At 40.6% G+C, this 15,768-nt stretch carries 9 protein-coding genes; all 9 read left to right on the forward strand.

The features are described 5' to 3' along the window. The first annotated feature begins 7 nt into the window (after positions 1-7). The 9 genes from I5M19_RS15955 to I5M19_RS15995 all read left to right on the forward strand — a co-directional run bounded on the left by I5M19_RS15955 (position 8) and on the right by I5M19_RS15995 (position 15,736). Positions 8-2,572 carry a glycoside hydrolase family 38 C-terminal domain-containing protein gene (locus I5M19_RS15955; protein WP_200067353.1) on the forward strand — a complete coding sequence of 855 codons (2,565 nt, stop codon included), beginning with the start codon at positions 8-10 and terminating at the stop codon, positions 2,570-2,572. A gap of 149 nt (positions 2,573-2,721) precedes the next feature. After that, positions 2,722-5,049 (forward strand): GH92 family glycosyl hydrolase, encoded by a 2,328-nt coding sequence (locus tag I5M19_RS15960; protein ID WP_200067354.1) that lies wholly within the window; start codon positions 2,722-2,724, stop codon positions 5,047-5,049. 4 nt (positions 5,050-5,053) lie between these two features. After that, positions 5,054-6,439 (forward strand): SGNH/GDSL hydrolase family protein, encoded by a 1,386-nt coding sequence (locus I5M19_RS15965; RefSeq protein ID WP_200067355.1) that lies wholly within the window; start codon positions 5,054-5,056, stop codon positions 6,437-6,439. Between the two features lie 17 nt (positions 6,440-6,456). Then, positions 6,457-7,284: an alpha/beta hydrolase gene (locus I5M19_RS15970; RefSeq protein WP_200067356.1), complete on the forward strand. Its 828-nt coding sequence runs from the start codon at positions 6,457-6,459 to the stop codon at positions 7,282-7,284. Between the two features lie 300 nt (positions 7,285-7,584). Continuing rightward, positions 7,585-9,327: a RagB/SusD family nutrient uptake outer membrane protein gene (locus I5M19_RS15975; RefSeq protein WP_200067357.1), complete on the forward strand. Its 1,743-nt coding sequence runs from the start codon at positions 7,585-7,587 to the stop codon at positions 9,325-9,327. 18 nt (positions 9,328-9,345) lie between these two features. Beyond that, the gene (locus I5M19_RS15980; protein WP_200067358.1) at positions 9,346-9,789 is read left to right on the forward strand and encodes a DUF5004 domain-containing protein; all 444 of its coding nucleotides are present in this window, start codon (positions 9,346-9,348) and stop codon (positions 9,787-9,789) included. Between the two features lie 22 nt (positions 9,790-9,811). Then, complete coding sequence (locus tag I5M19_RS15985; protein WP_200067359.1) at positions 9,812-10,810, forward strand: DUF4961 domain-containing protein; 999 nt, start codon at positions 9,812-9,814, stop codon at positions 10,808-10,810. A gap of 177 nt (positions 10,811-10,987) precedes the next feature. Then, positions 10,988-14,002 carry a SusC/RagA family TonB-linked outer membrane protein gene (locus tag I5M19_RS15990; protein ID WP_394370718.1) on the forward strand — a complete coding sequence of 1,005 codons (3,015 nt, stop codon included), beginning with the start codon at positions 10,988-10,990 and terminating at the stop codon, positions 14,000-14,002. 27 nt (positions 14,003-14,029) lie between these two features. Then, entirely contained in the window at positions 14,030-15,736 is a 1,707-nt protein-coding gene (locus I5M19_RS15995; RefSeq protein WP_200067361.1) for a RagB/SusD family nutrient uptake outer membrane protein, read from the forward strand. Positions 15,737-15,768: the final 32 nt, after the last annotated feature.

Raw genomic sequence — 15,768 nt, forward strand, 5'->3', positions numbered from 1 at the left:
TACTATTATGAATAAAAAATTATACGTATTACTTTTAGTACTCACGGGTTTGTTTTGCCTGCAAAATGCGAAGGCACAAACGGCTTATTATATTGATGGCTACCATGGCGGTATCTGGGGGCATTATCCGGATTGGAATACCCGGTTCATGGCAGATATGCTGAAGAAAAATCCCGCCTGGAAAATAAATATTGAACTGGAGCCCGAAACATGGGACAGGGCACAATCTGTTGACCCGCAGGCTTATGCTGATTTTAAAGCGCTTTTTGCTGATCAATCCTTAAATGGCAGGATAGAATATGTGAACCCTGCCTATGCGCAAAGCTACATGTATAATATCTCGGGCGAGAGCATCATCCGCCAATTCAGTTACGGCATGAAAATGATAAAGGCCCATTTCCCTACTGCGGTATTTACCAGTTATTCATCGGAAGAGCCGTGCTTTACCAGTGCCTTACCGCAAATATTAAACTCGTTCGGCTTTAAATATGCTTCATTAAAAAATCCTAATACTTGTTTTGGGGGATATACCCGTGAGCATGATGGTGAGCTGGTGAACTGGATAGGGCCGGATGGTTCCAGCATTATTACTTCACCGCGCTATACAGTTGAAAAATTATCTCCAAAATCAACATGGCAAACCATTGCCTGGCAAAACTCTCCTGCATATATCAAAGCCGCATTTGCGGCTAACATGCCGCACCCAATAGGTATGACATTGCAGGATGCCGGGTGGAAGGGTGGGCCCTTTATCGGTAATGGTATACACGGCGATATTAAAAGTATTTACACTACCTGGCGCAACTATTTTGGCAACATCGCGAAAAACGATGCCCGGCAGAACTGGAAGGTATCGCAGGAAGATATGCTGGTAAATTTAGTTTGGGGATCGCAGGTAACACAGCAAATTGCGCAAAAGGTGAGGGTATCCGAAAATAAATTGGTTAGCACTGAAAAACTTGCGGCCCTTGCCAAAATATACGCAGGCACACCATGGCCGCAGCAGCAGCTGGATTCGGCCTGGCGGACGTTGTTGTTATCACAGCATCATGATTGCTGGATAGTGCCTTATAACGGAAAAAAGGGAAATACCTGGGCCGATAAAGTTACCGGATGGACGGGCTATACTAATAATATATGCGACAGCCTGCTTAATCTTTCAGCCGGAAGCATCGACCAAAAAAATACGGACGGCCACTATATAACTGTTTACAATACAACAGCTGTAACCCGCAATGAACCTGTAACGGTTAAAATACCCGCAAATTGGAACGCGGAGAATGTAACCGTGACTGATGCGACGGGTAAAAAAATGATTACTCAACCTATTGGCACAAATAAAATTACGTTCAGGGCTAAAGTGCCGCCTATAGGCTACGCGGTTTTCGGTTTACAACATCAAAAATTAAACCGGGTAAAAGGTGCCGTAATATCTGTAACGCCCGATGGTAAATATTTAATGGAAACAGACCTGTATAAATTAGTGCTTGATCCGCAGCATGGGGGCATAATTAGATCTTTGATCGCTAAGCAATTCAATGATAAAGAATTTGTTGATAAGGCTAACTCCCGTGGCTTTAACGAACTGCGTGGTAATTTTTATAAGGACGGAGGTTTCAGATCGAGTGCAGACAGTGCCGCGAAAATTGAAGTATTGCAAAATGGTCCGCTGAGTATAAAGCTGGCTGTAAAGGGGAGTATTGCAGGTAACCCCTATACACAAATCATCAGCCTGGCTCAGGGGCAGCCACGTATTGATATTAAGTTAAATGTCGACTGGCAGGGTAATCCCGGTATTGGCGAAGATACGGAGCGGGGTACTTATAAAATGGAAAACCCCGAAAAGCCTTTTTATGATGATCGTAATAAGTTGCTGGCCTTATTTCCACTTAACCTTAAACAACAAAAGGTTTATAAAAACGCGCCATTTGATGTTACCGAAAGCAAACTCAAGAATACCTTTTTTACCCGCTGGGATAGCATAAAGAATAATGTGATCCTAAACTGGGTGGATGTAACCGATAGTAAGCAACAATATGGAATAGCTCTGTTCAGCGATCATACCACCAGTTATACTCATGGCCAAAATTTCCCGTTAGGCTTAACGCTGCAATATTCAGGTATGGGCTTATGGGGGCGCAATTATACCATCGTCGGGCCTTCAGAAATTAATTATGCACTAATACCCCATGCAGGTAAATGGGATAAGGCAGGTATTTGGGCAGATAACACCAAATGGAACGAGCCATTAATAGCCGTATTATCTGATAAGCAGCCAGCGGTTATGAGCCGTTCTTTAGTAAATGTACCGGCGGGTTTCGAGGTCACTACCATTAATTTTGACGGTAACGATATGCTGGTTCGCTTGTTTAATGCAGGCACGGTAACATCCGGCAAAGTTACCTTTAATTGCATGGGGGATAAAGCTGTTTTAATGGAATTAGATGGCAGGGAGAGGAAGACGCTAAGTTTGTTACCGCAAAAAAATGAAGAAACTTCTGCCATCATCAATGTACCTAAGTTTGGGGTACGCACAATTAAACTGGTAAATGCGCGCGGAATCAGTAAATAAGGATTGATATAAACGGCATATAAAAATTATACAATAAAATTTGCTAAATCGTTTTTTCTTTCTAATTTGGACGCTTGTAAACCAATTGCTAAATAAGGTCTGTTGTAATTACAGGCTCCGCACCATCTAAATTCTTACAAGGAAAAGAGATGTTTAAAAACATTCCAAAATATTTTAAGATAGCCCTGCTGTCAGGTTTGGCTGTTTATGCTTCGTCCGCAAAAGCGCAAAATGCTGCTCAATATGTGAATCCGTTTATTGGTGCAAGCACCAGTGCGGCAGATGCAGGGGTTTACCACGGCCTGGGCAAAACTTTTCCGGGGGCAACCACACCTTATGGTATGGTACAGGTAAGCCCGAATACCATAACCGGGGGCGACAATGGTTCGGGCTATAGTTATGAGCATACCAGCATTGAGGGTTTTGCCTTCACGCAAATGAGCGGTATTGGCTGGTTTGGCGATATGGGTAACTTTTTAGTGATGCCAACCACAGGTAAACTTAAAACGAGTTCAGGTAAACGGGAAAACCCGGATGCCGGTTACCGCTCAAGTTACGATAAAAAAAGTGAAAAAGCATCGGCAGGTTATTACAGTGTTTTATTAAACGATTACCATGTAAAAGCTGAAATGACGGCAGCTCCACATAGTGGTATGCTGCGTTTTACGTTCCCGCAAAATAAACAGTCGCGTATACAAATTGATCTCGCACGACGGGTAGGGGGAACTTCTACCTTGCAATATGTTCGGGTAGTGGATGATCATACCATTGAAGGATGGATGAAATGTACTCCAGATGGCGGCGGATGGGGTAATGGTGATGGACACGCGGACTATACCGTTTATTTTTATGCGCAATTCAGTAAACCGATAAAAAATTATGGCGTATGGAGCGCCAATATCCCCGAAGGGCAGAGCCGTAAACGCGAAGATGTAGAAAGCGAAAAATATCAGGACATGATAGCGCATTCAGCAATACTGCCCGGAGTTAAAGAAAAGCAGGGTAAACATCTTGGCTTTTATACAGAATTTGAAACTAAAGCCAACGAACAGGTGCTTTTAAAATCCGGTATATCTTACATAAGTATAGCCGGGGCAAAAAATAATTTACTTACCGAAATTAAGGGCTGGAATTTTGATGCCCTGCATCAAAAGGCAATAAACTTGTGGGATAATGCACTTGCTAAAATAGATATTAAGGGTGGTACAACCGAGCAGAAAACGGTTTTTTACACCGCCTTATATCATACCATGATAGATCCGCGCATTATCAGTGATGTTGACGGAAAATATCCCGGTGGCGATGGCAAGGCACATTATACCGATAAATTTAAAAAACGTACCGTTTTTAGCGGATGGGATGTATTTCGCAGCCAAATGCCTTTGCAAACCATTATTAATCCTTCGCTGGTTAACGATCTGGTGAACTCAATGGTGACACTGGCCGATCAAAAACAGAAGGGGTATTTTGAACGGTGGGAACTTTTAAACGCCTATACCGGCTGTATGCTGGGCAATCCCATGACATCTGTTTTAGCCGATGCTTATGCTAAAGGCATCCGTAATTATAATGTCAATAAGGCTTACGATTTAGCGGTAGGGTCGGTAGAGAAATTTGGTAACGGCGACAGAGGCTATGCGCCAGGCTCTATAGGTATTGCCCAAACGCTGGAGTACGCCTATAACGAATGGTGCGTTGCGCAGTTGGCCCACTGGTTACATCACCCGGCAGATGAGCGTAAATACATGGCGCGCAGCATGTCATACAAAAATATTTATGATAAGGACAAAGGATGGTTTCGCCCTAAAGACGAAAAGGGTAAATGGGTTGCATGGCCCGATTCAGGCAGAATGACACAGTGGTACGGTACTTTTGAAACCAATCCGTATCAGCAAGGATGGTTTGTACCGCAGGATGTGAGGGGTATGGTACAACTGATGGGAGGTAAGCAAAAGGTGATCGCTGATCTCAATAACCTTTTTGACAAAACACCGGAGAATATGATGTGGAACGACTATTATAACCATGCTAATGAGCCTGTACATCATGTTCCGTTTTTATATAATCGTTTAGGTATGCCCTGGCTTACCCAGAAATGGACACGGGCTATTTGCCGCCGGGCTTACAAAAACTCGGTAGAGGGATTGGTAGGTAACGAAGATGTGGGCCAAATGTCGGCATGGTATGTTTTGGCGGCAAGTGGCCTGCATCCGGTATGCCCCGGCGATACCAGGCAGGAAATTACCAGCCCGGTGTTTGATAAGATCACCATGAAACTTGATCTGGCCTATGCAACAGGCAAAAGCTTTACCATTGTGGCTAAAGGCAATTCTGCCGACAATGTATACATCCAAAGTGCCAAACTAAACGGAAAATCTTATAACAAGTGCTACCTGGATTATAAAGACATAGCCGCAGGCGGTGTGTTGGAGTTAACCATGGGCGCAACACCAAATAAATTGTGGGGAATTAATTAATAACATGAAAAAACTTTTTTTAGCGCTGATAGCTGTCAGCTTATGGTCAGGAGTAAATGCTCAGAATATTGCGCCCTTTAAAGCGGGCGATCGGATTGCTTTTGTTGGTAATAGTATAACCGATGGCGGGCATTATCATTCTTACATCTGGTTGTATTATATGACGCATTTTCCTGATCGCAGGATCACATGTTTTAATAAAGGCATAGGGGGCGATGTTATAGGGCAAATAGCCTATCGTTTGGATGAAGATGTATTAACCACAAAACCAACAGTATTAACGCTAACCTGGGGTATGAATGATACCGGATATTTTGAATGGTACGGCGATGATACCAACGGTTTTATCACTAAAAGGTTAGCTGATAGTTATAAAACGTATGCCGAGGTTGTTGATAAGCTGAAAAAATTGCCGAATATCAGAAAAATATTGATCGGCACATCGCCTTATGATGAAACTACAAAATTTACCACAAAAAATATTTATCCGCATAAAAGTGAGGCATTGGAAAAGGTGGTAGAGCATCAAAAGGAATCTGCAAAAGCAAACAACTGGGGTTTTGTTGATTTTTATCACCCGATGGAGAAAATTAATCTGGAAGAACAGAAAAAGGATTCTACCTTCAGTCTTACCCCAAATGATCGCATTCACCCCGATAATGATGGTCATCTGGTTATGGCATACCTGTTCTTAAAGGCACAGGGTTTAGCCGGCAAGCCGGTTGCCGATATTGAAATAAATGCCTCAGCTAAAAAGCTTGATAAAAGTGTAAACTGCCAGATAAGTAATATAGCAGGTACTAATAATTCGGTTTCATTTAATTATTTGGCTAATTCGTTACCATATCCATTAGATACCATTCCACGTGGTTGGGGAAATCATAAAAAGCAATCGGATGCATTAAATGTAGTGCCTTTTATGAAGGATTTTGACCGTGAGATATTAAGTGTTAAAAATTTAAAAAGTGGTAATTACAATTTGTTTATTGATGATGAGTTGATGGGGAATTTCTCTGCCTCGCAATTTGCTGATGGTATTAACATGGCCGAAATTACCACCACTCCACAGTATCAGCAAGCTATACAAATAAGGGAAATGAACGAGGAAAGATGGGATATTGAAAGGCGCCTGCGCAATTATGAGTGGATGGAATACGACTTTTTGAAAGACAAAGGAATGTTGTATAAGGATAGTAACGCCGCTATGGATAGCGTAAAAAAATATTCCGCAAAAAACCCTTTTGTTAATGGAAATAAAGACAATTATAGTCGTGCCAGATACAAAAGCGTGCGCGATGCATGGCAAAAAGAAATGAACGTTTTAGTAGATGAGATATATGCAGTTAATAAGCCAAAAACTCGTCGCATAAAAATAACAGCCGTTAAATAACCTTTCTACAATTACCCATGAACACTAAAAAAATTATTGCGCTATTATTATTATCAGCAGCTATTTGCTTTAAGCGCGCAAGTGCCGCCAAAGTAGATACCGTACTAACCCATAGTGCCAGTATGCATGCCGATTTTAAAACGGTTGTTATTGAACCGGCAGATTATACAGTAAATAAAAAATTCCCTGTACTATACTTGCTGCATGGTTATAGCGGAAAATACAGCGATTGGATCCTGAAGGTACCTTCTATAGCTCAACTGGCTGATACCTATCACATGATGATAGTTTGCCCCGATGGCAATTTTGCGGGCTGGTATTTTGATAGCCCTATGAATAAAGATTGGCAATATGAAACCTATATATCAACTGAACTGGTGAACTGGATAGATAAGCACTATTCTACCATAGCAGACAGAAAGGGGAGAGCTATTGCTGGTTTAAGCATGGGCGGACACGGTGCATTATATATAGCCATTAAACATCAGGATACCTTTGGCGCAGCAGGCAGTATGAGTGGTGTGGTAGATATAAGGCAGTTTTCTGATAGTTTTGGTATTGAACAGGTGTTAGGCAAATATAGCGAGTATCCTGAACGCTGGGAAAAGAACGCTGTGGTTGACATGATATATTTACTAAAGCCAAATTCACTTGCTATAACATTTGATTGCGGATATGATGATTTTACTTATGCCGGTAACCAGGAACTCCATCAAAAATTATTGGAGCGTAAAATACCGCATGATTATACCGTAAGGCCGGGCAGCCATACATGGGAATATTGGGGAAATTCCATTAATTACCAGGCTTTATTTTTTAGCAGATATTTTAATAATCAGAAATAGAAAGATAAGTTTATTGAAAATGTGATTTATAAAAATTATAAATTTTATAAAAATGTTAAATAAACAAAAGGCTTAATTAGAAATTTGAAAAAGTAAAATTTCTTGAAAAAAAGTTTGCTAAATCGTTTTTACAAGCTATATTAGCATAATAATTAACGCCAAAAAATTATAAACCAATTATTAAGTTAAAAGATCGGAGTAAAAATTAATACTTGATTTAAATTTTGCTAAAACGATTTTTTGATTTTATAAAATAATATATTATTTAGCTTAAAGGCTTTATTATAATAAACAGATAATATGAGAAAAAATTACTTTCAATTTGTTGTTTATTCGTTTTTCATCATGTTGTTTCTTTTAGCTTCGTGCAAAAAGGATGGCTTTTTAGGACAAACGCAAACATCAAACTTAACCGAGGAAACCGTTTTTGCCGATAGTGCAAATACTGTTGATTTCTTAGCCGGCATTTATAGTAATGTGGGTTTCAGTTCCTCGGCCAGCAGATTTACTTATGGTCCAAATCCGCTTAATCAAACTCCTAATGGTGGTTTGGATGCTTCGTCAGACGAGGCTGAAGTGTATTCATCAGGCGGTTCAACTGCACTTGCATGGGAAACGGGTACAATTAACGCAGCGGTAGTAACAAATGATGCCTATAAAATTTGTTATAATAACATCAGGGCGGTTAATCAGTTACTAAAGAATTTGCCGGGTTCTCCTATAAATACTTTTGTAAAAACACAAATGAAAGCCGAAGCCCGGTTTTTAAGAGCATGGTACTATTCCATATTATTAAAGCATTACGGTGGTGTGCATTTGGTTGGAGATAGTATTTATAATTACACCGAGCAGATTCCTGCTGCCCGTAACACTTATGAAGAGTGTGTAAATTATATCATTTCTGAATGCGATGCTGCAGCTCAGGATTTACCTACAGTACAAACCGGGGTAAATTATGGCCGGGCATCCAAAGGCGCATGCTTAGCACTAAAGTCCAGGGTGTTGTTATATGCTGCAAGCCCCTTATTTAATGGCGAGGCGCTTGATAATAACGGGTTAGTTGGCTATCCGGCTTATGATAAAGAAAGATGGAAACTTGCAGAAAATGCCGCATCGGCTGTAATAGCTTTAGGCACTTATAGCCTTTATGTAGACAACAGCACGCCAGGAATTGGTTTTCAAACGGTGTTTACTAAAAGATATAATACCGAATATATTTTTCAATTGATGCGTCCAACCGGAAATTCAGATCTTGAAGGCTTATTTGATCCGCCATCACGCACGGGTAAGAACGGCGCATTTCCGTTACAGGGCTTGGTTGATGCTTTCCCAATGAGTAATGGTAAGGCAATTACCGACCCTTCTTCGGGCTATGATCCGCAAAACCCTTACGCTAACCGCGACCCACGATTGGATTATACAGTGATACACGATCAAACGCCGCTGCAAAACAGACTTTCTGCCGGCTTTTCACCTGTAAATATTTACCAGGGCACTTATAATGGTGTTGCTACCGGCCCTGATGCGGTACACGTAGGAACAACTACCGGCTATTATACTAATAAAATGCTTTCGCCTAATGCGGTGGCTCAGGATTTTACCCACGTTACCGACAGGGTATTGCCATTAATGCGCTATGCAGAAATACTATTGAATTATGCAGAAGCCGCTAATGAGTATGAAGGTCCAACAGGTTTGGTTTATTCAGCAGTTGAAGCTATACGCCAAAGAGCAGGACTAAATCCCTATCAATTACCTGCAGGCTTAAGTCAAACAGAAATGAGGAAAGTTATTCAGAATGAAAGAAGAATTGAGCTTGCTTTTGAAGGACAGCGCTTTTGGGATGTAAGAAGATGGAAGATAGCAGAGCAAACAGACAACATACAAACTATGGGTATGGAAGTTAACCGCAATGGTAACACGGTAACGTATAGCACCTTCCCGGTACGTAAGCGTAATTTCCGCACGGCTATGTATTTGTGGCCTTTTCCGCAAAGCGAGGTGGCAAAATCACCGGAATTAGTACAAAACCCCGGCTATTAACAGCATAAAACTTAATAGATGAAAAATATATATAAAATAAAGAAGCTGCACTTTTTGATGGTGATCATCGGTTTAATGGCCGCATCATGTAAAACAGAGAGTGTATTGCCCCAAAAAGAGGCACTGAAAGATATTAGTGGTAACTGGCAGGTAATAAAGGCTACCCGTAACGGTACCGATCTTACTACTAAAGTTGATTTTACCCAGTTCCGGCTAAAGTTTGATGCCGGAAATTATAGTTTACTTAACAAGCTTCCCTTTTTAGTAGAAAAGGATGGTGCCTTTGCGCTTGATGATCCTGAATATCCTTATAAAATAACCTTTACCGCAAGCGGCGGGCAGCCGGTTTCAACCGCGTTTACTTACCCTATAGTTAATGGAAAGAGGCAGTTAAGCTTGTCTTTTAGTCCGGGGTGTGCAAATAATACATATGTATATGTATTTCAAAAAGTAGGAGAATAAGTTTAAAACTGAAAAATAGATTATGAGATCATATTTACATATAAAAGGTAAAAATCTGTGGATGATATGCGCCTGTGTAGTATTAGGGGTAGTATTGGCCTGTTGCGGCGAAATCATAACAGGAGTAGATCAGCCTTCAACTGCCACAGTTGGTTCTACTATAGATATTACTGTTCATATTGATATTCCGACAGTAGGAGACGGTGGCCCTGATAATTTAATTTTGGGGATATTAATGCCAAAAGGCTGGAAGGGCGCACAAAACACTACCGTTACATACAAAAGCCCTTTAGGCGACGGCACAATGAGTATTGTACCTGAATCATCATTACCTAAAAATGGGGGAGGGTTAACGTGGTCGGCATATATGAAAAAAACTTTCGGACTGGCAGGTAACCTTATTGATGATATGGAGTGGGTGCCTTTCCAAACAGATAAAGCTTATACACATAACGGAACCGAAATTACAGGTGATCTGCATGTTAAATTAAAAGTAGGGGCTGATGGTAACAATACGCTCGTAAAATTAGGCTATGTAATAACAGATACCGGTAATGGCTTTACAAGTGACGGTAACGGAACTTATTACAGCCAGTTAAGTACCCCTTGTTTTGAAGTAACCGGTGGTACTGGAGACCTGGTAGATTTTTGCAACCCGCAGCTTACCATTATCGATCCGCCAAAATCACTTGATAATGATTTTGTTACGCTTACTTTCGATGGTAACGTTGTGGCTACTCCTTTAACCGGTAACACAGAATTATACTTATGTGCTACTGCATACACCAGTGATAATAAGACTATTGAGGTTTGCGAGCAAACTGAAAAAACCAAGATGGCCCAAACATCGGCTACCAGTAATAAATATCAGCTCACGTTTTGGCCAAAAGAGTTTTTTAACGTGCCGGATGGGCAAACCATAGTGAAAATGGAATATTTTGTTACCGATAAAACAGGCACAACCAAGGTAGGGTATGGTAATACTTTAAGCCCTTTTGTATACACATTTAAGTGCGAATAATAAGCTAATTATAAACGGATGTAAGCTGTTTTGTATAAAATCTTACATCTGCTAAAACGATATTTTAACTTTTGCCAACAATTTAAACTTTATACAATGGCTAATTGCTACATAAAAAAATATTTTACCGTTTTGGTGTTACTGCTGCTTATGCTGGTTAAAACCGGTTATGCTGCCATGCAGGATACCACCGCAACCGGTAACAAACAACTCGGTACGGTTAATGGTGTTGTGCTTGATGAATTCGGCAATCCACTGCAGGGCGTAAGCGTAATTATTAAAGGACAAACTGATACTGTTTCAACAGATAAGGCCGGCAGTTTCTCAGTAAACGCCGGATTAAACAATGTACTTGTATTTAAATATCCTAATTACAATGTTTCTGAAGTAGAGGTGAAAAATAACACTGTAATTACGGTAAGACTGCTGAATAAATATATTAAATCACCTTCAGAGATCAACGTATTATATGGTACGGCTGATGAGTCAAAAAACCTTGGATCTGTTTCAACTATTTATACCAATCAGTTAACTACTACTCCCGCAACATTGTACACTTACGCGCTACCGGGGCAGCTTGCAGGTTTATATACCCAACAGTACAGTGGTTTTACAAATCCACGTACATCAGGCCAAACCGTTGCAGATTTTGTGGGAAATGTTGTACAGCATAATAATTACTCCGCAAATGATAATTCGGAATTTAATTTATACCTGCGCGGCCAAACACCCATAACAATAATAGATGGGGTACAACGTGAGATTTCTTCAATTGATCCTGAAAGTATTGAATCCATATCAGTTTTAAAAGATGGTTTATCTAACATATTACTGGGCATAAACAGCTCAAGAGGGGTATTACTGGTAACTACTAAACGGGCGCAGGCAGGTCCGCCGCGGATATCATTCACGGCTCAATCCGGCATTCAACAATCGTTAGGGTTGCCAGATCCGTTGCCGGCTTATCAATATGCCTATTTGTATAATGAGGCGTTGCAAAATGATGGTAAACCACCAATTTATAGCGCAAACGATTTTAATGCATACCGTAATCATACCGATCCGTTGCACCATCCCGATGTAAATTGGTTTAATACATTATTGCGCGATAATTCTCCGATGACCAGCTATAAGCTGAATGTTAATGGAGGTACAAACATTGCCCGGTACAGTGTATCATTAAACTACCTTGATCAGGCCGGAATGTTTAAAACCGATCCCTCCGTAAATTATAATACTAATAACGATCTTAACCGGTATACTATAAACTCCGATGTTACAGTAAATATCAACAAAAAATTTACGGTTGATCTGCAACTGTTTGGGCGTATACAACAAAGCACACAACCAGGGCCGGGTTATACTAATATATTAAACACTTTATTTACTACGCCTAATAACGCATATCCTGTTTACAATCCTGATGGCTCTTTTGCAGGTACTACAACGTTTACGAACAACTTATTGGCACAAACTGAATTTTCAGGCTATTTGCGTAACAACAGTAACGACGTGTTGGCCAACCTGGATCTGAACTATGACTTAAGCAGTATAACCCCGGGTCTTTCTGCAAAAGCCAAAGGTAATTTAGCTTTTGAATCGCAGAGTTTGGTGAACAGGTCTTTGCAAAATAATACTTATACAATAAAGGCCGACAGCAGTTATGCTGCGGTTGGTTCGCCGGTAGCACAAAGCAACAGTTTTAACAGTGTTTCAAGCGCGCGGTACTTTTTTGGCCAGTTAGCTGTTAACTATGACCGGCAGTTTGGCAAACATAACGTAACCGGTAAATTATTGTATGATGCCCGTTCGGTAACATTAAACTTTGACCTTACCGGAGTTACTAAAAACGAAGCGTTAAAAGCCGGTTATAATTACGATGGTAAATATTTTGTTGAGGCCGCGGTAAATCGTAGCGGATACAACCGTTATCCGCCGGGCAGGCAATATGGAATTTTTTACGCCGGTGGTTTAGGCTGGCAAATGGCTAAAGAGAACTTTATCAAAGATAACTTTAGCTGGATATCCTCATGGAAATGGCGTGCCACTTATGGCCGCACCGGTAATGCCAATGTAGATAACTACGGGTATTACAACTTTTTGCAAACGTATAGCCCATCTAACGGCTACTCATACAGTACAGGTACAAGCAGGAGCGATGTGCAGGGTGTATTTGCAAACACGTTGGCAAATCCTTTTATCTCCTGGGAAAAAGCCGATAAAATTGATATAGGAGCTGATATTGCTTTATTTAATGAGCATATCAAGATCAATGCTGATTACTTTCACGACAGATATAAAGATCTTTTACAAATAAGAGGGAATAGCATCGCATTACTGGGCACCCCTTACCCATATGAGAATATAGGTGTTGTACAGTATGAAGGCGGAGAATTAACGCTTACCTACCAGAATAATATCAATAACTTCAATTATTTCATTTCAGGCAACGCGTCAATACAATCTTCAAAAACTATTTATAATGATGAAATAGCCACGCCTTATCCCTGGACCCGCCATACCGGTAATTCACCAAATGCACTTTACGGATACAAGGTTTTAGGATTTTTTAAAGATGCTGATGAGGCGGCTACAAGTGCAACAACAACAGGATATACTGCTCAGGCAGGCGACGTTAAATACGCCGATCTGAATAGCGATGGCGTTATTAACCAGTTTGATCTAACGGTTATAGGAAATAACAAGCCATTAATATTCTATGGTACCTCTTTAGGGTTCAACTATAAAGGCTTTAGCTTTAGTATGATATTGCAGGGTGTGGCAAATCATGATTACCTGTACAACAATTCAATTGTTAAGGAATTTGCAGGTGTAGGCTTTTTAGGGCTTACCTACGCAGGGCAGGGATATGATAATTTAACCGGCAGATGGACGCCTGAAACTGCTAACACGGCCACCTTACCGCGCCTGTCATTAGGTAATGCTAATAACACGGCAAATTCAACCTTGTACGTACGTTCGGGAGATTACATCAGACTTAAAAATGCCGAAATCGGATATAGCCTTCCGTACTTATGGGTTCACAAATTAAAATTATCAGGTATAAGATTATTCGCTAACGGAGAAAATTTAGTAACCCTTTATGGCTACAAAGGGATGGATCCTGAAGTTAATGGCTATGCTTATCCAATACAAAGGGTAATAAATGCGGGTGTAACTATTAAGCTTTAATTTTTTGCCATCAATAAAAAAACGATCATGAAAAATCATAAAAATATAATAGCAGCCATATCATTAATAGTGATAATAGCAGGTTGTAAAAAATATGAGCAGTTCCCGGTAGATAAGGTTACCATTAGTCATATTTTTGATAGCAAAGATTCTGCAGGGGTAAGTGCGCAGCAATATTTGTACGGTATTTACGGAATGCTTAAAAATGGCCATAACCGCGTAGCCGGTGATTACCTTGACGCAGCGAGTGACGATGCCATCTCCTCAGCTTCGGGTGCAACAAATGCTGTAACTGTATTATCAACCGCGGCATACAACTCTTATACCGTTCCTACTGATGAAAATTTGTGGGCCTATTATTATTCAGGTATCCGCAGTACCAATGAATTTGTAAATAACATTGATGTAGTACCTGTGTTGGCAAAATATCACGGTTTTTCCATGAAATATGTATGGAAAAGTGAGGCCCGGTTTTTAAGAGCTATGTTTTATTTTGAGTTGCTAAAAAGGTACGGTGGTGTGCCGTTATTAGGTAACCATGTTTATACCATTACTGATAATGTAGCGCTGCCCCGTAACTCATTTGATGAGTGTGTAAAATATATAGTGAGCGAGTGCGATGCCATCAAAGATTCTTTATTAGTAGCGCCTGTAGCCGATCCTAATGCTGATAGCCATCGCCCTACAAAGGGCTCGGCAATGGCCTTAAAGGCAAGGGTGCTGTTGTATGCGGCAAGTCCGCTGTTTAACGGTGGCAATATCGATCCAACCAATAACCTTACCGGTTATACTGATTTTAGCGCCGACAGATGGGCTGCAGCGGCAACAGCGGCAAAAGATGTAATGGACTTAGGTACATATTCATTATTGCCGAATTTTAAAGATGTTTTTCTGACCCAGAATAATTCCGAAATTTTATTTGAGCGTCAGGTGGGTAATAACACCAGTATAGAAACCACCAACGGGCCGGTTGGATTTACAGGTGCCGTAGGTAAAGGACAAACCAGCCCGACTCAAAGTTTGGTTGATGCTTTCCCGATGCAGAACGGACTTCCTATAATTGATCCTTCATCAGGATATGATAGTAACAATCCGTATGCAGGCCGCGATCCGCGTTTAACCAACACTATACTTTACAATGGTGCACAATGGCTAAATACCCAACTGCAAACTTTTGAGGGGGGACAAAGCAAACCTAACAGCGCTTTGCAGCAAACCAAAACAAGCTATTATATGCGCAAGTTTATGGGCGATTTTGAAAACACTAATTCATATAGTTCTCATAGCGCCGATTGGATAATAATGCGATATGCAGATATAGTTTTAGGGTACGCCGAGGCGCTGAATGAATCAGCAGGGCCAACCACAGATGTTTATAACGCGGTTATTAGTATACGTAAACGTGCAGGTATCACAGCAGGCGCTAATAATTTATATGGCCTTAAAACCGGTATGACAAAAGATGAAATGAGGGAAGTGATACATAAGGAAAGACGTGTGGAATTTGCTTTCGAGGAAAGCCGTTACTGGGATATACGCAGATGGAAGATCGCGGAAACTGTTATGAACCAGCCCCGCACAGGTTTAAGTATTGTTAAACTGGGTTCAAGTTTAACTTATAATCCTATAAACGTACTAACTACCAAATTTGATACTCCTAAAATGTATCTGTATCCGATACCTTATGACGAAGTGTTAAAGAACCCGAATATGAAACAAAACCCCGGATGGTAATCCCTGAAAATCAATTTAACCAATTAATTACG

This window comes from Mucilaginibacter segetis (genome assembly GCF_016522075.1).
Lineage (GTDB): Bacteria > Bacteroidota > Bacteroidia > Sphingobacteriales > Sphingobacteriaceae > Mucilaginibacter > Mucilaginibacter segetis.